Annotated in this window: 14 protein-coding genes and 1 pseudogene; 8 read left to right on the top strand and 7 right to left on the bottom strand. The window is 50.3% G+C overall.

All coding sequences use genetic code 11. From position 1 onward, the window contains the following. The first annotated feature begins 20 nt into the window (after positions 1-20). The 6 genes and pseudogenes from D8682_RS02980 to D8682_RS02955 all read left to right on the top strand — a co-directional run. Positions 21-1586, top strand: a complete 1566-nt coding sequence (locus D8682_RS02980; protein WP_064546695.1) for an APC family permease — start codon at positions 21-23, stop codon at positions 1584-1586. A gap of 20 nt (positions 1587-1606) precedes the next feature. After that, positions 1607-2617, top strand: coding sequence for an Ldh family oxidoreductase (locus tag D8682_RS02975; protein ID WP_121813492.1), 1011 nt, complete (start codon positions 1607-1609; stop codon positions 2615-2617). Positions 2618-2729: 112 nt separating this feature from the next. Beyond that, a complete protein-coding gene (locus D8682_RS02970; RefSeq protein ID WP_064546700.1) occupies positions 2730-2957 on the top strand; it encodes a hypothetical protein in 228 nt (75 codons plus the stop codon). 198 nt (positions 2958-3155) lie between these two features. Beyond that, entirely contained in the window at positions 3156-3419 is a 264-nt protein-coding gene (locus D8682_RS02965) for a DUF1778 domain-containing protein (protein ID WP_064546702.1), read from the top strand. Further along, complete coding sequence (locus tag D8682_RS02960) at positions 3410-3910, top strand: GNAT family N-acetyltransferase (protein ID WP_121813491.1); 501 nt, start codon at positions 3410-3412, stop codon at positions 3908-3910. Before D8682_RS02965 ends, D8682_RS02960 begins: the two co-directional genes overlap by 10 nt. 198 nt (positions 3911-4108) lie before the next feature. Continuing rightward, a pseudogene (locus D8682_RS02955) lies at positions 4109-4988 on the top strand (ISNCY family transposase); the annotation flags it as partial. Positions 4989-5031: 43 nt separating this feature from the next. Here D8682_RS02955 and D8682_RS02950 read toward each other — a convergent pair. From D8682_RS02950 to D8682_RS02935, 4 genes are all read right to left on the bottom strand, one after another. Further along, positions 5032-5667 carry a hypothetical protein gene (locus tag D8682_RS02950; RefSeq protein ID WP_121815621.1) on the bottom strand — a complete coding sequence of 212 codons (636 nt, stop codon included), beginning with the start codon at positions 5665-5667 and terminating at the stop codon, positions 5032-5034. A gap of 460 nt (positions 5668-6127) precedes the next feature. Beyond that, the gene (locus D8682_RS02945) at positions 6128-6421 is read right to left on the bottom strand and encodes a DUF1330 domain-containing protein (RefSeq protein WP_064546708.1); all 294 of its coding nucleotides are present in this window, start codon (positions 6419-6421) and stop codon (positions 6128-6130) included. 38 nt (positions 6422-6459) lie between these two features. Next, positions 6460-6783 carry a hypothetical protein gene (locus D8682_RS02940; RefSeq protein WP_064546710.1) on the bottom strand — a complete coding sequence of 108 codons (324 nt, stop codon included), beginning with the start codon at positions 6781-6783 and terminating at the stop codon, positions 6460-6462. A 135-nt stretch (positions 6784-6918) separates the two neighbouring features. Further along, positions 6919-7308 (bottom strand): tautomerase family protein, encoded by a 390-nt coding sequence (locus D8682_RS02935; protein WP_064546712.1) that lies wholly within the window; start codon positions 7306-7308, stop codon positions 6919-6921. A 245-nt stretch (positions 7309-7553) separates the two neighbouring features. On the opposite strand from D8682_RS02935, the gene D8682_RS02930 reads away from it, so the two are divergent. Further along, positions 7554-8609, top strand: coding sequence for a LysR family transcriptional regulator (locus D8682_RS02930; RefSeq protein ID WP_121813490.1), 1056 nt, complete (start codon positions 7554-7556; stop codon positions 8607-8609). Between the two features lie 230 nt (positions 8610-8839). On the opposite strand, the gene D8682_RS02925 is transcribed toward D8682_RS02930, so the two are convergent. Both D8682_RS02925 and D8682_RS02920 read right to left on the bottom strand, forming a co-directional pair. Further along, positions 8840-9262: a DUF2809 domain-containing protein gene (locus D8682_RS02925; protein WP_064546714.1), complete on the bottom strand. Its 423-nt coding sequence runs from the start codon at positions 9260-9262 to the stop codon at positions 8840-8842. An 85-nt stretch (positions 9263-9347) separates the two neighbouring features. After that, entirely contained in the window at positions 9348-10235 is an 888-nt protein-coding gene (locus D8682_RS02920; RefSeq protein WP_064546716.1) for a LysR substrate-binding domain-containing protein, read from the bottom strand. A 108-nt stretch (positions 10236-10343) separates the two neighbouring features. Between D8682_RS02920 and D8682_RS02915 the strand changes: the two genes are divergently transcribed. Next, entirely contained in the window at positions 10344-10928 is a 585-nt protein-coding gene (locus D8682_RS02915) for a nuclear transport factor 2 family protein (protein ID WP_064546717.1), read from the top strand. Here D8682_RS02915 and D8682_RS02910 read toward each other — a convergent pair. Then, entirely contained in the window at positions 10921-19500 is an 8580-nt protein-coding gene (locus D8682_RS02910) for a GH36-type glycosyl hydrolase domain-containing protein (RefSeq protein ID WP_121813489.1), read from the bottom strand. The two genes, D8682_RS02915 and D8682_RS02910, sit on opposite strands and share 8 nt — an antisense overlap. Positions 19501-19750 lie beyond the last annotated feature (250 nt).

Raw genomic sequence — 19750 nt, 5'->3', positions numbered from 1 at the left:
ATCATTGGAAAGGTACTACCATGACAACACAGGGCAAATTTAAAAAGCAGCTGACCCTTACCGATCTGACGTTTATCGGTTTGGGTGCAATTTTTGGTTCCGGATGGTTGTTCGCCGCCAGTCATGTTGCTTCCATCGCGGGGCCGGCAGGGATCTATTCGTGGTTGATTGGCGGCGTGGCCGTGCTGTTACTCGGCATTGTTTATTGCGAACTGGGTGCTGCACTTCCTCGCGCCGGTGGCATCATTCGTTATCCGGTATTTTCCCACGGGGAACTGATGGGGTATTTGTTGGGGTTTATCACCCTGATTGCATTTTCCAGCCTGATCTCGATAGAGATCGTTGCCGCCCGGCAATATGCCGCGGCCTGGTTCCCGTCGCTAAGTAAGCCTGGTTCCGGTGACCCCACAATGATCGGTTGGGTGGCGCAATTCATCTTGCTGTGTATTTTCTTTGTGCTGAATTACTACAGTGTCAAAACCTTTGCTAAATCCAATAACCTGATCAGCATCCTCAAGTTCATTGTGCCGGTACTGGTGATCGTGGTGCTGTTCACGTTCTTCAAACCTGAAAACTTACACAGCCAGGGCTTTGCGCCATTTGGTTCGGCCGGAGTGGAAGCGGCAATTTCTGCCGGTGGCATCATCTTCGCGTATCTGGGGCTGACGCCGATTATTTCGGTGGCCAGCGAAGTACAAAACCCGCAGAAAACTATCCCGATCGCTCTGATTTTGTCGGTGGTGCTTTCCACGATTATCTATGTGCTGTTGCAACTGGCCTTCCTCGGCAGTATTCCTGCCGATTTGCTAAGTGGTGGCTGGCAAGGTATCAGCCAGCACTTTTCGCTGCCGTACCGTGATATTGCCGTGACGCTAGGGATGGGGTGGTTGGCCTTCCTGGTGGTGAGCGACGCGATTGTTTCGCCAAGCGGTACTGGCAACATCTATATGAATGCCACGCCGCGCGTGATCTATGGCTGGGCGAGGGCAGGGACATTCTTCAAAGTTTTCACCCGTGTTGATGGCGAGTCCGGTATTCCGCGTCCGGCGCTGTGGTTAACGTTCGGGCTTTCTATCTTCTGGACGTTGCCGTTCCCGTCATGGGAAAAGTTAATTGGCGTCGTTTCTGCCGCACTGGTTCTGAGCTATGCCATTGCTCCGGTTACTGCCGCCGGTTTACGCCGCAATGCGCCGGATATGCCGCGTCCGTTTTTTGTCAGGGGCTTTTGTGTATTAGGGCCGGTGTCGTTCATCATTTCGGCATTGATCGTTTACTGGTCTGGCTGGAATACCGTGTCCTGGCTGCTTGGCCTGCAAATCGTGATGTTCTTTGTCTATATTCTGTTTAAAAACAAAGTGCCGACTCATAACGTTAGCCTTAAGCAGCAGGTCTGGTCCTCACTGTGGTTGATCGCGTTCTACGCGTTGATCATTGTGGCTTCTTATTTGGGCAGTTTTGGCGGGATCAATGCGATTGGTCACCCGTGGGATACCTTACTGGTGGCGGGCATCGCACTGCTGATTTATTACTGGGGTGCTTACACTTGTTTGCCTAAGGCGAATTTCGTCGGGGATGAAGAAGAGTGATGCTACGGGAGGAAAGGGCAATGACATCAACCGTTAAATTGACTCTGGTAGAGGCTTATCAACTGGCGTATCAAGCTTTGCTGCGTAATGGTTTCAGCGCCGCACATGCCGACGCGGTGGCAAAGAACGTCACCGCCGGTGAGCGCGATGGCTGCCATTCTCATGGTTTGTATCGGGTTCTGGGATGCGTTCGCTCATTGAAAGCAGGGAAGGTAGCAGCAGATGCGGAGTCGACCCTCATCGACAACGCGCCAGCGATTTTACGTGTCGATGCGCAGGGTGGTTTCTCGTTGCTGGCTTATCAAGCGGCGTTGCCTGTATTTATCGACAAAGTACGTCACTGCGGTATTGCTGCGCTGGCTATCAACCATTGCGTTCATTTTTCTGCGCTGTGGGCAGACATTGAGCCGCTGACCGAGCAAGGATTGGTGGCGCTGGCCTGCACCCCAAGCCATGCCTGGGTTACACCCGCTGGCGGGAACCAACCGCTATTTGGTACCAACCCGATAGCTTTTGGTTGGCCACGCCAGGGTAAAGCACCGTTTGTGTTTGATATGGCGACCAGCGCTGCCGCACGCGGTGAAATTGAACTGCATCGCCGGGCGAATAAACCGTTACCTGAAGGCTGGGGAATCGACAGCCATGGACAACCGTCTACCGACGCCGCCAGTGTGCTGCAAGGTGCCATGCTGACATTTGGGGGGCATAAAGGCTCGGCATTGGCGGCGATGGTCGAACTGATTGCCGGGACATTGATTGGTGATATGACCAGTAAAGAATCTTTGGCATACGACCAACAGAGCGGTTCTTCGCCTTATGGCGGAGAACTGATTATTGCCATGGATCCTGAGCGTTTTCTGGGTGCGGATAAAGAGATGCATTTAGCCCGAGCAGAAGTTCTCTTTAACGATATGGCCGCACAAGGAGCCAGAATCCCAGGCGAGCGGCGTTTTAAAGCGCGTCAACACAGTGAGCAGTTCGGTGTGGAGTTGCCGCTGGCGTTATATGAAGAGATAGTGGCATTGAGTTAGTCACTTCAACGGGCTTCTCACCAAATCGTGAGCTATCACCCTGTAAAACAACGCGGAACGTGGTTAATAGGTAACTCGCCAAGTTCAGGCGCTTTAGCCAACAGGATGCAGTATGGAAAATTACGCGAACATAAGTGGTGACTCACAGGTTGTCAGTTTCCAGATTGATGCCAACTCAATTAAAGTGCGCTTCAAAAATAATCATGTGTATCTCTACGATCTTCGCCACCCTGGACCCGAGCGCCTGGAGAAGATGAAAGAGTTGGCGCGTGCTGGTTGGGGCCTGAACACTTATATAGAAAGTGAAGTGAAATCCGATTTTTCATCAAAAGTATTTTAACTCTCAAAAGTGTGGAAAAGCTGCCTGCCTTAGGTGGGCAGCTAAATTTGGATTTTATCTTTCAAAAATAAGTAATTATCTTGATTCATGCGAGCTCAGATGAAGCACTGGTATTCTGCCAACTTACATGTATAGCAATTGCTATACATTGCTCTTGTGTTATGCTGATAAAGTAATCACCACACATGGAGTTTTTATATGAAATCAGATGTTCAACTCAACCTTAGAGCTAAGGAGTCCCAGCGGGCGCTCATTGATGCAGCCGCCGAGATCCTCCATAAATCGCGAACAGACTTTATATTGGAAATGGCCTGTCAGGCGGCAGAGAATGTGATACTTGATCGACGTGTATTCAATTTTAATGACGAACAATACGCTGAGTTCATAGATATGCTTGATGCTCCGCTTGCAGATGACCCAGCCGTTAAGAAATTACTCGCAAGGAAGCCTCAGTGGGACTAGTAACAGCTCCTGAGCCTCTGACAAGTTCTCATCAGCTAGCGGAATTCGTGAGTGGAGAGTCAGTTCTTGATGATTGGTTAAAGCAAAGAGGGTTAAAAAACCACGCTTACGGTGCTGCAAGGACGTTTGTCATTTGTAAGAAGGAATCGAAACAAGTAGCGGGCTTTTACTCACTGGCAACTGGAAGTGTCAACCATACCGAAGCTACGGGTGGTCTTCGTCGTAATATGCCGGACCCAATACCCGTTATTATACTAGCGCGTCTGGCAGTGGACCTTTCTTTCCGGGGAAAAGGTCTGGGAGCCGATCTGCTTCACGATGCAGTACTGCGATGCTACAGGGTGGCCGATAATATCGGTGTCCGGGCCATTATGGTCCATGCACTTACTGAAAAAGCCAAACAATTCTATATTCATCATGGTTTTAAACCATTGCAAACGCAGGAGCGAACATTATTTTTTAAACTTCCGAAAGATGTGGAGGGGACTTAACCCTATGATTTTATGCGAACCATCTTGGTTCATGAAGTAAAGGATCTTTGCAGGCGATTTAACATAATATACATTATGCGCACCAAGGTTGTGGAAGCTCAATAGTAGTGTCCGCCTGTAGCTCAATTCACGTGACCGCGATATGGTGAGTCTCACGGAGTCGTTTTTCATCAGTAAAAACTACCGGAGATTGCCATGATCAGCGACAGACAATGCCGCCGGCTTCTGGTGCGTTACCGTGAAGAAGGTCCGCTCGGTATGGCCAACCGGCGACGTGGCATGCGGGGTAACCGGCAACTTATGCCCGGGCTTGCCGATCAGGCTCTGGAACTTATCAGAACGCGCTATGCCGATTTCGGTCCGACACTGGCGCGGTACAGTGATAAAGCGGGCGTTTTTCGGGTGAATAACAAAAATGCGACCGGGGGTGATGGCCATACGCAGTTTGGTCGGGCCATGCACGAGCTGAGCATTCAGACTATCTGTGCCGATACCAATCAGTTCAATGGAAGCGGCCAATGCATTCGCCGAAACATACAGGGCTGATTACAACCGACGCTTTGGTAAAATCCCGAGGCATGATTTTGATGTTCACCGCACCGTGGAACACGATGAAGATCTGGATCTTATATTCACTGTTCGCGAGAAGCGAAAGGTCTCAAAAGCACTGACCATTCAATACGATAAAATGTTGTATCTGATTGAAGACAGTGAATATAGCCGCCGCGCCATGGGTAAGTATATTGATGTATATCATTACCCCGATGGGCAAAAAGAGCTGCGTCTGAATGGTGTGGCTCTTCCCTGCTCTACCTACGATCGGCTCTCTGAAATCGACCAGGGTGCCATTGTTGATAATAAACGTCTCGGCAGAACACTTGAGTTTATCCGGCTGGTACAGAGCAACCGCGATGACACTCGCTCACAGTCCGTTCCTGCAGGTGATGGCCCTTCCCGACGACGTCCCAGAGCGGCCGGTAAAAAGACCCAGCGTGCGCTGAACCAGGATGACATGCTTGAAGCCCTGAAGAAGCTTCAGTCGCGTTCTGAGCAAATCTTTGGCAAAAAGCCTGGCTGATGCAACCGTTATTAATGAGTGCGACGACAACTTAATACCGTGCTTACCAGTGAATCGTATCTGGCCAGACCCAGTCCGTATTATTCATGGTATTCAGCATTTTTGTATCCGGCTTTTCACGGGCATATTGACTCCAGAGTGAATCAAAGGAGCAAAGGATCTTATCCAGTTTTTCTTTTCTCTTTGCAGGTGGCTGACTGAGGAAATAACAACACCGGCTGTCAATGTTGTCCTCAAGCCATTCAAAGTCAGAGTCAGCTGCGCTGCTGGCCAGTTTTATCATCACTTCTGCCCGGTTACCCGGCAGAAACTCCTGTAAAGCAGACTCCAGAAGATGCTCGAATGCATACATAATGGATAACTGTTTTTTATCTGTCTGGATGTAACTCATTGAACGTCTGAGGATTGCAGACTGAAGCAAGACCAGTGGCCATAACAGTTCCACGCCATAAAGCTGATAGGAATCCCCTTCTTCATACTGATACTGCTCAGTACGGCGACAACCTTCCCGGGCTTTGCGGATGTCATAGGCCAGGGCCAGCATAAAGCCATCTTTAATTTTTATCAGAGGACTTTCATCCACAGCGAAATGGATAAACTGGTGTAATTCATCCAGTGCTGCCGTATCTCCCCATAAAATAATACCGGCATTATTCGGTGTTAATTCAAATCGAAACATAACGTCCATCTTCTCATTATTTCAGTTTGAAAAAAGACTATCAGTAATGATTTCATTCAGCATCCGGTATTAAACAAAACACGGTGATTAATTGAAAAGAAACAGGATTAATGGTCATTTCAATTGAGCCAGATAACGGTCAGTTTAATTGAGGTTTGACAAAGGTAGGCTAAGGAAGAATCCAGTGTTTAATCAACCTGATTGCCCTGGTTGCTGATAGCCTCTGAAAGTTCTTTCTCCAGCGCTGATACCATCACGTTCTGCCTTCCTCCATAATCTCTGGCCGTTCTGCCAAAAAATCTGCATCTGCTTTAGTAAGGTAAGTTCAACCACCGTACCATCACGGTGGTTGAACAACCTTACTCAGCGTTAATCGCAATCGATGATTCCGAGTTGTTTGGCCATAAACAGTTCGTTCCGCTCGACAACTTTCTCGATTAACTCATCAAGCTGAAGTTATTTACTCAACCGCGTGAACAATGCGCAAGTCGCGTTCGACCGCATTGCCTAGAACTGCCAGAGCTTTTTGATATGCAGCAGCTTCATATGCAGCGACCGCTTGTGCGAAATTGGGGAATTCGATCACAACCGTTCGCTCTTTCATTCCCTGTTCCCGCACCTCTTCTGCGATCCCTCTTATGATAAACCGCCCTCCTGATGCCTCAATTGCCTTGGTGGCAAGTACCGAATAAGCGGCAAGCACAGTTTGATCCTTAATAGAGCGGTACGAAGTAACCCAATAGGCTTTGCTCATCCTGGTCTCTCCTAATGTATTTTCTGATACCGCCAAATCTATAACTCTTGATCGTCAGAAGTAGTGCATCCAAGAATATTGTCAACGATTACCGGGCTTTCCCAATAGGTAATGGAAGGCGTTGTATTGTACGTTTCCTTAATAAATTCGTGCCAACTGTCCGTATACCAGGCCTCCGCTGCAGCCTTCGTCGTCCAAAGGTATACACCACCGGAGGAGATGCCGTCCTCCGATAAGATGTAGTACTTGCGCACAAGACCTTCGATCGTCTTATATCGAGGCGCTGTTGAAAGAAATATCTTTTTCCCTTCTTCTCTCGTAATCGCCTTATTAAGTTTCATTGTCACAATAACGGTAATCATATATATCCCCTTAGAATGAATGTTAGGCCTGATTTTCGAAAAACCACGGCTTTTTTTACACGAATACACACGAGGCAAAACTATCTATTAATGGCAAAACGTGATGTTGAACCAGATGGATATAAACGAAAAAATTTACAGTTCGCCGGTCAAAAACTGTGCCACGCCATGACCAAAACTCCAGTCCGCATCGGAGTTGATAGTGATCGATACCATGACGTCACTTGGAGCAATTCCGCAGTGTTCCTGAAGCTCACGGCAAAGTTCGTGATAGAAGGTCTTCTTGGATTGTTCCGTTCTTGGTCGAGAAACGACCGAGACAATGACAATATTTCTGGTCCGGACAATGCCCAGACCAGTGTCCTCGGCAATGAGATGTGAAGCCTTGTGTTCGTTGACCACCTGATAGCGGTCACGTTCAGGCACATCGAATGCCTTCAGCATTGCTCGGTGGGCAGCATCCAACATTATCTTGATTTCTTTCTCACTTCGTCCTTCGACGATGTCAAATTTGATGAGAGGCATATTGTTCTCCTGTTTATGGTTGGATTAGGCCAACGTTGCATAATGCTCTTTTGGCACGTACAGAAACGAACCCAGTCATGGACTGTCTCCTGATAAATAAAGCTGTGACGGTCAGTGTTTGCACAGTGTAGATTGCGCCCATACGCGTGGGTAGCTATCCTAACGCAAACACATTGTTCAAAATTTTGTCGTACGGATAACTACAACTTGAAAAATCCGGCGCGACTTCATTGAAGGATGGAGCTATGAAACGGGACGAAGTGGACGGATTCTGGAGACACTTGCATTGGCTGGCCGTACTGCAAGAACAAGGTAGTTTCAGCAAAGCAGCGTTCAACCTCGGTGTTAGCAAGGCATCGATGAGCCAGCATATTGCTGACCTCGAAAGAGCTGCGGGTATCTCACTGGTGCAAAGGACGACCCGGAGCGCAACGCTCACTGAGGCGGGTAAACAACTGGTCATGTCGACACAAGGTGCCTTCGAGCAGATAGCTATGGGTTTTGCGAGCGTTCGAGACTTGGCTGGGGTACCAAGGGGAAAATTGCGCGTCACCGCACCTGTCGCGTTTGCACGGCAGCAACTATTGCCACACTTGCCCAAATTCCTGCGTAGCTATCCCGAGATCCAACTGGAGCTAGACATGTCCGATCGGATTCGGCCCCTGGCGCAGGAAGGATACGACATCGCGGTTCGCCACACCGACTCCCCTCCTGAGACCCATGTAGCATGGACGCTTGCGCCCACTCGCACGGTATTGGCAGCAAGCCCGTCATACCTTCAAGATCGCGGCATGCCCGAGACGCCGGAAGCGTTATCGTTGCATGCATGCTTACACTATCCACGTACCCAGGGGAGCACAACCTGGATATTTGTTCCTGCAGCTAACAACGCGCAGAGCAATGACGCTGTGTATCCCAACCAGGTGACCGTGCCGATAGCCGGGCCAATAGCCGTCAACAACAGCGAAGCACTACGCAATATGGCAATTGAAGGCATGGGGATAGTGCTTTTACCCGACTTCAGCGCGCAGTCAGCACTGGACTCTGGCAGCCTGGTTGAAGTCCTACCGCAATGGAGACCGACAGAAGTATTCGGTGAATGGCTCTATATCATTCGCCCATATTCCGCACATACATCGCGGGTGTCACAAGTGTTCATCGAGTTCCTCCGCAGCGCATTTTCTGCTGGTTTTTCATCCCGTTCGTTCAAATTGATTGAATCGTCCCAGCTTCCGGTGATGGCCCTTCCCGACTCAGCCTCAGAACTGACGGGAAAAAGGCCCAACGTCACCGTGAAATAGCATATGGCGCCCGCCGAACCGGGAAATATATAGTTTCTCGATTGATATCACGTTGATCGAAAAAAAACAGTTCTGAACTTTCTGATTAATGAATCTGGCTTATTAAAACAGGCCAGATATTTCTTTCACCTAATGCCTGTATCCTGCAGAAAATCAACTTAATACCCTTTTCTCTCTATTCAGCAATAGCCGCGTCTAATTGTGGATATTTAATTTGAGGGGTGACTGTTCTATAATTTTTGAGACTCACGCCTGGACTTATGCATCTTTTCTTTTAAATAACTTATGTGGCCGCGAGTATTCCATCCCAAACAAATCAAGGCACCCATTGCATAGGCCACTAAATCCCACCAATCCGGTGTGGAGCCAAACACGACTCTTAGCAAATGGCTCTCGAATTGATAGTCGGCCTTAACGGCCAGTAATTGGCAAAGCTCAACTCCAGCGCCAGCCAGGAATGAAATACAGGTGAGTAAAAATGGCTTCGCTTTGACTATTGCAGCCAGCGAGTAGTAAATCCACATCGTAGCCAGAACGTCTCCTCCAAGGCTTCGTATCAATCCCCACTTTGACCCCAAAGTTGCCAGGATAGCCAACATCACGAACAGTATGATGGAGCATACAAAATTGAAGCGTTCAAACCGTAAACTCATAACAAATATCACCTGAAAGAAGTTCAATGAAAAAAGGTATCTCTTTAAGAAACAATCCAATTTTTAAAAATACTAACATGGAAACTTAAGCCAGCGCCGTTATCCGCGTGTGATTAAGATAAGCAAGCACAGCGGCACTCGGTTCGTGTTTACGGCTCACCATCATCAGGTTCGCTGATAGATCCGGCGCGTCAAGAAGCCGATAAACTACACCAGGGATCGCCACCTGCGCTAGCGGTGCAGGAACCAAAGCGATACCCAGCCCGGCTCCGGCCATGGCGAGGACGCTAAGTGAACTGGAGATTCGCCAGGCAATATTTAGCGAATCGCCAAGCAGCCTTTGTAATTGCCTATCCAGATGTGAATCCACATCGTTTATTGAATACATAATCAAGGGCTCATGGGCCAGCATGTCTATGGTCAGGCTCTCTTTAGCGGCGAGTTTATGGTCGCTGGACATCACAACCACCCTTCCCCATTGACCCACCGATTGATAGACAAAAGCAGAGTCATGATCCGGATAGTAATCAGGCATATAACCCACATCCAGCGTTCCGTTGTGGATGGCCTCACGCTGAAGCTGTGGTGCCAGTTCCTGGCAAATTAATTCAGCATCCGGATAAGCCTTGTGAAAAGATCGTACATCCTGCATCAGTCTGCCACTGAAGACGGCATTACCGGCAAAGCCGATTCGCACCCGGCCTGTTTCACCACGAATAGAACGCTCAACGGCAAGGCGCGTATGTTCCATTTGCTCCAGAGTCCGTGCGGCTTCAGCTTGCAAAAGCTTCCCGGCTTCAGTCAGTTCAACCCGACGGCTGGTGCGAATGAATAATGGGCCGCCCAGCTCAGTTTCCAGGGATTTTATCTGCATGCTCAGTGCAGGTTGAACAATATTGAGCCGTTCCGCCGCCCGGCCAAAATGCCGTTCTTCGGCGACGGCTAAAAAATACTTCAGGTGACGTAGATCCATAATGGCTCCATCAATCATTTAAAATGATTAATCAGTAAAATCTATATATTTGAGATTGTCGTATTTTGCATCCAGACTAAATCCAGTCAACTAACAGGAACTAAATACATGCAAAATCCACTACAAGACCGCCAACAACTTAATGACCTGATGAATGGCTGGATGCACCGCGATCTGGGCGAATGGGATCAGCTTCGCGAACTGTTCCACCCTGACGGCACCATTGAAATAACGTGGTTTGAAGGGCTGGGAAGTGATTTTGTTAATGGCTCAATGCGGATGGGCGCTTCCGACTTGCGCACCAAACACCTTATCGGTTCACCTGCGGTAACCTTCAATGATGCCGGGGATAAAGCGATTCTGGAAACCAATGCAATCATCGTTGCCGAGAACGTGAAACTGAACATTGGCTGTGAGTGTCACAACCGTTTTTACGATCTGGCAGAAAAAAGGGATGGCGTATGGAAACTATTCCACCGCCAGAGTATTTACGATATCGGCACATTCACTTTCCCACTTGGCCCAGTCGCAATAGACCAGGCTGTGGTTGTGAAGTATCCACGTGAATATGCCGCGCTGGCCTATTTACTCGAGCTGAGCGGCTTCCCTCTCGGGCGCGTATTCGCCACTCGCGGCAGCGAACTAGAGTTGAAAATGAAAGCCGACGCTAAGCGCTGGTTATCCGCTAGTTAAGAACGGTACCCAGACTTATCTCCACCACATGCCGTTGACCATCATCCTTCAACGGTATGGTTTTTCCTGGCAACGATATGCCATCTAGCATGAGCTGATATTCGCCCTCACTGTGTAACGCATTGATCTGGTAATCACTTGAGCCATGTCTATAAACAAGGCTCACTGAAGGCCAGTCACGCGGCAGTAACGGGTGAACGGTTATTGAGTCGCCATGCCGTTCGATCCCCAGCAACGTTTCGATTATCAACTGATACGCCCATCCTGCCGAACCGGTATACCAGCTCCAGCCACCGCGCCCGCTGTGCGGTGCAACACTATAAATATCCGCCGTCATCACATACGGTTCGACTTTATAACGTTCAATGGCATCGGTAGTGAGTCCGTGATTAATCGGGTTAATCAGCGACCATAGCTGCCAGGCCCGTTCGATATTGCCGCTGCGGGCAAATGCCATCACTGCCCAGATGGCTCCATGTGTATATTGCCCACCGTTTTCACGCACGCCCGGCAGGTAACCCTGAATGTAGCCGGGGTTTGGCCCGTTGCCATTAAATGGCGGCGTAAGCAGTTTTATCAGCCCAGCCTCGTTATCAACCAGGCGTGAGTCCAGCGCCTGCATTGCTTGTACACAGCGTTCCTCGCTCCCCGCGCCGGACAACACCGCCCAACTCTGGGCAATGGCGTCTATCTGGCACTCTTCTGCGTTCTGCGAACCAAGGGCTTCTCCACTATCAAAATAGCCCCGGCGATACCACGCCCCGTCCCAGGCTGTCGCCTCAATATTGGCTTGCAGTTTTGCGGCTTCTGTACGGCAAAGCACGGCAATTTCGTCATCGTGGATTTGTTCCGCCAGCTGCGCAAATTGCTGCAAGACATCATAGAGGAAGAACCCAAGCCAGACGCTCTCGCCCTTGCCTTCCAGCCCAACGAGGTTCATGCCATCGTTCCAGTCCCCCGCGCCCATCAACGGCAAACCATGTTGACCAAACCGCAGGCCGTGGCGAATGGCTTTTATCGCATGTTGCCAAAGTGTCTCTTCAACTGCGCTGATAACCGGTTGTTCATAGGCTGACTCTTCTCCTGGCTGTAATTCACGGCCTTCAAGATACGCCACGCGGTGTTCTAGCAAATCGAGGTCGCCGGTGGTTTCTACGTAGCGGCAAATAGATAGCGGCAACCAAAGATAATCGTCTGAACAACGGGTGCGAACGCCATTCCCTAATGGGGGATGCCACCAGTGTTGAACGTCGCCTTCAACGAACTGGCGTGATGCGCACAGCAGAATTTGCTCGCGCAAACGTTCCGGTGCGGTATGACTCAGAGCCAGCGTGTCTTGTAGCTGATCACGGAAGCCGAAAGCACCACCAGACTGATAGTAACCACTGCGAGCCATCAGGCGGCAAGCGATGGTCTGGTAAAGCAGCCAGCCATTGGCCAGTAAGTTAACCGCAGGATCGGGGGTTGCTACGACAATTTGATCGAGCATGCGATGCCAGTAACGGTGAACATTCGCCAGTTCGCTACGTGCGGCATCTTCACTTAGATACTGGTTAATCATCAGTTCCGCGTCTTGCGGGTTCTGCCCGATACCCAGCACAAAAATAAATGTCCGCTGATCGCCATCAATCAACGTGGTAGCAGACTGAACTGCACCACACGGGTCCAGCCCCGCGCCCGTTTTATCAGACAACGTGCGCTGTTTCATAGCCGCTGGGTCACGCTGTGAACCATTGCGCCCAAGGAATTCCCGACGGTCACCTGACACTGAGCAATGCACTCCCGTCACCGCGAAAAATGCCGTTCTTTCCGAACCGTTGCTGTTATAGAAGTTATTTGCCAGCACACCGCAGCCGCGCCCGGTTGTCGATGTACGAGTGACAACATGCATGGCCGATTTGCTGCGCGACTCGCCCAGCGTCCATTCAACATAACCGGTAACCGAGATTTTTCGTGTCCGCCCTGAGGTATTACTCAGCGTCAGAATAGCGATTTTTACCGGCGCATGTTCTGCCACCAGTATTGTCAACTCAGTGTCGATACCTGTTTCACGGTGGGCGAAAACGCTGTAGCCAAAGCCGTGGCGTGAAAGATAATGCCCGTTGCCGCGCACCGGCAGCGTGGTTGGTGACCAGACCTCGCCACTTTCTTCATCCCGCAAATAATACGCTTCGCCAGAACGATCGCTGATCGGGTCGTTTTCCCAGGGCGTGAGTCGGTACTCATGTGCATTTTCATACCAGGTGTAGGCCTGTCCAGCTTCAGAAATGACAGTGCCAAAACTAGTATTGGCCAGAACGTTAGCCCACGGCGCAGGTGTCTGGTCATTTTCATCCAGCGTCATCTGGTATTCACGGCCATCTTGCGAGAACCCACCGCGGCCATTGAAAAAGACCAATGCGCTGGTATCAGGCTGCCAGGGATCGTGCTGATTAACCGGCATCACCGTGCGGGGAGTAAAGCTCGGCTGTGCGGGAATAGTTGCCAGAAGCCGCTGATTTAGCTGTTCTTTAAGACCTCCAGCACGATCATCCAGTACGATTTGCGCCACACTCAGCAGCAACAGGCGGTCCTCTGCTGACATATGTTCGCCATTGCGCACAAAAATGCCACCGGGCTTGTCCATCTGGTTGGCTTCAGAACCCGCCATTAGTAGTTCGATAATTTGGTTTTGCAACTCCTGCTGATAACCGCCAGGGCTATCGTTAAGGATAACCAGATCCACAGCCAGCCCTTTTAAACGCCAGTAATGGTGCGCCTGAATCATTGTGGTGATGAGCAAAATACTTTCATCGCTGGTGACGTTCAGAATCACAATCGGCAGGTCGCCTGAAATAGACCAACCCCAAAGACCTGACTGCCCACGACGGTTACGGCAAAGAGTTTTGGCATCAGCACGCAGTTCGGGGCCAGGGAAAAGCACCGCGCTGGCCAAGCGGTTAAAGAGTGTTGCGTCGTCTTCGTTGGCATTAATCTGGCGCAACACAATTTGGCTATGTGACCACGCCAGTTCAAATACACGGTCGGCAATCGGATGGTCATGATATTTCTCGACCAGTGCCTGACTGTGCTGACGGCTGTCCGTGACGCCATAAATAATGTCGACTGTGACGGGCAAGCCAGGTTGTAAAACTATCGACTGACGAATGGCAAGTATCGGGTCCAGCACTGGCCCGACGCTATTACTTAGCGCACCGCTTTGTTGGGTTGCCAGAGCATTGACCGGGGTTCTGCCCCGCCCGAGAAATTTGGCTCTGTCTGTTTCAAATGAGGTTTCGCTTTGCGCTTGCCCGTGCACCACCATCGTGTGAAACATCCACGGGCAACGCTCATCCGGTGAACGAGGACGACGGTGGCACAGAATGGCGTGCTGATCGGCAAGTAGCTCGGTCTGAATAAACAAATTACTGAAGGCTGGATGGGCCAGATCGCTCTCTTTAGGAGCCAGCACGACTTCCGCGTAAGTGGTTAACTCAATGGTACGTGATTGCCGCCCACGATGCAGCAGCGTGACGCGGCGCAGCTCAATATCATCTTCGGGCGAGACAACAATCTGCGTTTTAACATTGATCGTACCCGCGACCAGTTTGAACTCCGCGCCGGCGTCGGTAAATGTCGCATCGTACTGGCTGACCGGTTCACCAAGCGGTTGCCAGGTATTACTCCACACCTCATTAGTTACACTGTCACTAATATAGCAAAAAGTACCCCAGTTATCGCAAGTGGCATCGCTGCGCCAGCGGGTCAACGCAATGTCTTTCCAGCGGCTGTAACCGCTTCCTGACTGGCTGATCATCAGATGGTAATCGGAATTCGACAGCAACTGAACTTCGGGTATCAGGCTATCAACGTCGGTAAACTCGCGCACTTCGTATTGTACAGGTTGCAAAACCCCTTCGTGAGATTCGAAATGGCGACGCGGACTATACAACTCAACGGCATCAGGCACCCGTTCCTGCAATAACAAACGAGCCGACTGAAATGATGGGCTGGTCATAAATCGGTCTACCATTGGCGCACCTAACAGCACATGGGAAAGAGCCTGGAATGCCATTCCCTGATGGTGCGCCATCCACGAACGAACCACCGCATACATCTGGCCGTTGGCTAGGCGTGAAGGCGTGTAGTCCAGCGCTTCGTAGAAGCCATATTCCCCACGAGCACCATTTTTTTCTAGTTTCAGCAAGTTTTCGCAAGCTTTATGCGGAGAGACCGTCAGTGCCATCATGGTGGCATAAGGTGCGATGACCATGTCATCCGCAAGTCCCCTTCGCAAGCCAAGACCCGGCACGCCAAAGGCGTGATATTGGTAATTTTGCAGCGCATCAAAGGAGTAGTAACCCGACTCTGAAATTCCCCACGGCACGCCCCGCTCTTTGCCCCAGTCAATCTGGCGTTTCACCGCCGACTGGCTCATCTCCTCCAGCAAGCTGCCAGGGAAAGTTGGCATCACCAGGTTCGGCATTAAGTACTCAAACATTGAGCCACTCCACGACATCAACGCAGTTTCGTTATCAATGGTGGTGAAGAGTCGCCCCAACGCAAACCAGCTTTTTAACGGCAACTGATTAGTGGCTATCGCCAGAAAACTAGTAAGACGAATTTCCGAAGGCAGCAAGTCGTAATGACTGTTATCGAGCTTATTGTTATCGCAGTTATAACCGACGCTGAGCAGGCTGGTGACTTCGTTATACAGGAAGACAAAATCCATTCGTGCGTGTTCTGTCAGGCGCTGTTCCAGCTCGGTAATAATATCCAGCCGTGTGCGGGCCAGGCGGATCACCGATTCTGAAGGTGTGCCTTCGCCGGTATGTTTTGCCTGTGCAAGCCAGGAAAGTGATGGTAACGATTTACTCTCCCAATGGGCGGGTAGCCACCCGAGAAAATTCGTCCATTCGTGACAGATCAGCACCAACTGGTGTTGAAGATGCTCTACCCAGCGGCGGATACGCCCATCCTCATGACTACAAAGTGCGTGCAGACGATGACTTTGCGCACGCATGTTTTTCAGCTCTGGAAACAGTAACGATGGAGAGAGTGTGGCGGCAGTTTTGCAGTGATTGCGCAACTGGCGCAAAGAGGTCGGCGCATGCTGCCCCCAGGTTTTCTCGAGGATTTGCAATGTGTCATCAAGGCCCATCAGCAATTGTGTGCAATTGAGTACGGGTTGGTTACGCAGCCCCGTTAACCCCGCACTTAGAGTGAGCAAATGCCCGGCCATATTGCCGCTGTCGACACTTGAGATATAACGCGGATTCAGCGGCACCAGGGTGCGGGTGTCGTACCAGTTGTATAAATGGCCGCGGTAATGCTCCATTTTATCCAGGGTGTCGAGCGTCAGCGTGATGCGTTGCAGCATTTCCCCCTGGGGAATATAACCAAAATCCCACGCCGTTAGGTTGGCCATTAGCGACAGGCCAATGTTGGTCGGCGAAGTGCGGTGCGCAATAACCGGATGTGGAATTTCCTGGTAGTTATCCGGCGGTAACCAGTTTTCTTTCTCTGTGGCAAAGGTTTCAAAAAAGGCCCAAATTTCGCGACTGCTTTGGCGCAACAGGCGTTTATTTTCAGCATTGAATGTAATGGTATGGCTTACAGTCTCGCGGCTCAGCCAGCTTAATAACAAAGGAGCCAGACACCACACCACACCGATAGGCACAGCAAAAAACAGCAGCATAGGTGAAAGGAAGGCCGCGAGCAGGATGAGTGCAATACCTGAAACGACATTGAGCCACATTGCCCGATAAAAACGCAGCGGCGAGGCTTTGGCGTGTTCAGTGCTTTGGTCAAAACTAGCCCACTGATTGAGGTTGTGATGGCTAATACCCAGCCGCCATAACGTCACTGCAATTGCATGAAGCGAATATCCGGCCTCATGAGGAAGCGTGATAAATCCCAGGCCAATGCGCAACAGGCGTTTAAGCCCGCCGGAAGAAACCAGAATCAGATGCTGGACGAATGGCCGCCGTGCTGGCTTACTCAGAATATCCTGCGCTAAAACCAGCACGGTAGGAAGTAGCAGCACAACGGCTAGCACGCCGAGCCAGTAAAAAGGATTGGGGACCAGTAAAATGGCGCAAAACACCAACATCAGAAATGATGGTGCCACGAGGCTGCGGCGCAAATTATCCAGCAGTTTCCAGCGTGAAAGCGTGCTTAGTGGGTTTTTGTCATGTGTTCCATCTGCTTTTCTGGGCCTGAATTTAAGCCAATTCAATAGTTGCCAGTCGCCGCGTATCCAGCGGGTACGTCTTGCCACATCAGTGAGGTAGTTATTGGGGTACTGCTCATATAGCAAGACTTCACTGAGCAAACCTGAACGGGCATAGCACCCTTCCAGCAAATCATGGCTCAACACCAGGTTTTCCGGGCACGTATTGTGCGTAGCCTGGGCAAAAGTATCCACATCGTAAATACCTTTACCAACGAACGAGCCTTCGCCGAACAGATCCTGATAAATATCCGATGACATCATTGAGTAAGGATCGTTACCCGGCACGTTGCTGCACATCGCGGCATAGCGCCCCTGCCCGTTTCGTGGGATCTCTTCAGCAAGGCCGGGCTGCAAAATAGCGTACCCTTTAACGACACGCTGTTTTACCGGATCGTAGATCGGGTGATTGAGCGGATGCGCCATAGTGGCAACCAGTTTATGCGCAGTGTCACGTGGCAGAACGGTGTCGCTATCCAGCGTGATGACATATTTAACCCCCGTTGGTGGGCTAATCACATTACTGTGTACTTCGGAAAATTGGTCGGTCGGTTCGCGCAGCCAGCTATTCAGCATCGATAACTTGCCGCGTTTACGCTCATACCCCATCCACACGTTTTGTTGTTCATTCCACTGCGCTGAACGATGCAGCAAAAAGAAAAGTGGTTGGGCAACAGAAGCATAGCGTCGATTCAAATTCTGCATTTGCGCTTCAGCCCAGTGCAGCAGATCGCCGCTTTCTGGTGAGTTTTGGTCCGGGGAATCAGCAAAATCGGTTAGCAATGCGAAGTACAGGTTTGGCGAGTTGTTACCCAGATAGCAAACCTCCAGGCTGTTAAGCAGCTTGTCTATCCCGGCCCGGCTGGTGAGTAAGCAAGGGATAACCACCATCGTGCAATACTCCGCCGGGATGCCGGTTGAGAAATCCATGCGTGGCAGAGGCAGTGGCGACCGGAAGCGAGTCGTCGCCTCACTCAGCAAATTGAGAGCCAACTGACTAATCAGCACCACCAGCGGCAGCGCAAGAAGCGCCAGCGGCCAGTTCATCCCTTGTTGATGGGTGCGGGATAAAATGTCAGCAGTGAACGCTGTGGTCAACAGGCTCAGGCTTCCAAGCCATGAAAGCAGAGGAATTTGGTTAAAGCTATGACGCAGCCGGACGACCCACGATGTATTTGCCCCAAGCTTTTGTTCTAGTTGCGAGCGCCCTTCACCAATTAAGTAATAACCCACATGATGAACAGGCGTTGCCTGAGCCATTTCTAAAATATAACGGGCGACTTCCGGTTCACTGTGATGGCTGTGACGGGCGAGGATCTCAACAATATGGCGATAATGGTCGCGGGTATCGAAGTGCATTGCCGGATAAATCCCGGAAGGGTCCTGGCGCAATGTCTGTTCGACCAGACTCATTGCTTCGGCAAAGTCAGCCCAGTTGGTTTCACTTAACAGACGCAACCCGGCAATACTGTTGCTCACTGAAAGTTGGCTTGCAGCAAGTTGCTGGTTAAAGCGATGAATCAGATAATCCGTGGTGACGCCGGTTTCAGCAAGGCGCTGTTCAACCCAGGTCAGCGGCAAAGAGAGCATGTTCCCTCGCCCCTGCAAGCGGCGAACCAGTTCCGCTACAAAAGCGCTGCTTAATGGCGGACGTGAACGTGCCATATCCGCAATCACCATAATCAAATCCGCTGGCGTGTTTTCAGCACATTCAAAAATTCGCGTGACCCACACATCAGCCAGATTTCGCTCTTTTTGCGCCTCAGCCACTTCAATACTAACGCGTCGTAGATTCTCAATCAGCGCCAGACGCAACATACCCGGCAATGCCCAAAGTTCACCAAGAGTTAACGGCGTCACTTGCTGATAGGCCGCGATATAACTGGTTAGGCTTGCGGCATCCCATCGTCCATCGGCATGAGCGATAGCTTCAGAGGCAATATCATAAATACGCGGGCAATGATTAGGAGCAGCTAACGGTGGCAACCCTTTACCAAAATTCTTTGGTAAATGATGACGAACCACGCGGATCTGTTCTTCGATGAGATAGTAATTATCCAGCAGCCATTCACCGGCCGGAGTAATACCCGATTTTTCCCCTGCATTGAGCAGATAGCAATTACGGGTGATGATGGCTTCATTATCTTCCAGACGCTTGAGTAAATAGTAAGGCAGCTTAGTGGTCGATAATTTATGGGAACGAGCCAGTTTCTGGCCGTAGCGTTCCATTTGGGCGGCAGAAAACAGCTCAGCTTTGATAGGGCTTTCGTTCGCGGGTTCAGAACCCAACCAATCAGGGATTTCTGTAGGTAATTCCCGTGACTTACGCGCAGAAAACCACTGTTTTAGACTTAATTTCATGAATTTGCTCATCAGGCGATGTGAACGCACAGGAGCAGTTGTTCAATCAGATCAGAAACGTTCTCTCAGGATGGGGTGTCAGGCATCAGGGATTTAACAGCTGCAAGGATCTTCTATAAAGTATAGATTAAATTTTGTTCGATTTTCTTGCGTGGATTTTCGTCATCGTAGCACGCCCTGAACGAACAACGCACAGTTATCATTATTCTGGAATTAATAGCAGGTTATGTATATATCCTCATTCTCAGAT

Origin of the sequence: Buttiauxella sp. 3AFRM03 (genome assembly GCF_003675305.1) — a bacterium.
GTDB classification, from domain to species: Bacteria; Pseudomonadota; Gammaproteobacteria; order Enterobacterales; family Enterobacteriaceae; genus Buttiauxella; species Buttiauxella ferragutiae.
This window is presented reverse-complemented; position numbering and strand designations above follow the sequence as displayed.

What these genes read in the sequence shown, in the direction of transcription:
- D8682_RS02980 (WP_064546695.1), top strand. Translation starts at nt 21, where the DNA reads ATGACAACACAGGGCAAATTTAAAAAGCAGCTGACCCTTACCGATCTG.
- D8682_RS02975 (WP_121813492.1), top strand. Translation starts at nt 1,607, where the DNA reads ATGACATCAACCGTTAAATTGACTCTGGTAGAGGCTTATCAACTGGCG.
- D8682_RS02970 (WP_064546700.1), top strand. Translation starts at nt 2,730, where the DNA reads ATGGAAAATTACGCGAACATAAGTGGTGACTCACAGGTTGTCAGTTTC.
- D8682_RS02965 (WP_064546702.1), top strand. Translation starts at nt 3,156, where the DNA reads ATGAAATCAGATGTTCAACTCAACCTTAGAGCTAAGGAGTCCCAGCGG.
- D8682_RS02950 (WP_121815621.1), bottom strand. Translation starts at nt 5,667, where the DNA reads ATGTTTCGATTTGAATTAACACCGAATAATGCCGGTATTATTTTATGG.
- D8682_RS02945 (WP_064546708.1), bottom strand. Translation starts at nt 6,421, where the DNA reads ATGAGCAAAGCCTATTGGGTTACTTCGTACCGCTCTATTAAGGATCAA.
- D8682_RS02940 (WP_064546710.1), bottom strand. Translation starts at nt 6,783, where the DNA reads ATGATTACCGTTATTGTGACAATGAAACTTAATAAGGCGATTACGAGA.
- D8682_RS02935 (WP_064546712.1), bottom strand. Translation starts at nt 7,308, where the DNA reads ATGCCTCTCATCAAATTTGACATCGTCGAAGGACGAAGTGAGAAAGAA.
- D8682_RS02930 (WP_121813490.1), top strand. Translation starts at nt 7,554, where the DNA reads ATGAAACGGGACGAAGTGGACGGATTCTGGAGACACTTGCATTGGCTG.
- D8682_RS02925 (WP_064546714.1), bottom strand. Translation starts at nt 9,262, where the DNA reads ATGAGTTTACGGTTTGAACGCTTCAATTTTGTATGCTCCATCATACTG.
- D8682_RS02920 (WP_064546716.1), bottom strand. Translation starts at nt 10,235, where the DNA reads ATGGATCTACGTCACCTGAAGTATTTTTTAGCCGTCGCCGAAGAACGG.
- D8682_RS02915 (WP_064546717.1), top strand. Translation starts at nt 10,344, where the DNA reads ATGCAAAATCCACTACAAGACCGCCAACAACTTAATGACCTGATGAAT.
- D8682_RS02910 (WP_121813489.1), bottom strand. Translation starts at nt 19,500, where the DNA reads ATGAAATTAAGTCTAAAACAGTGGTTTTCTGCGCGTAAGTCACGGGAA.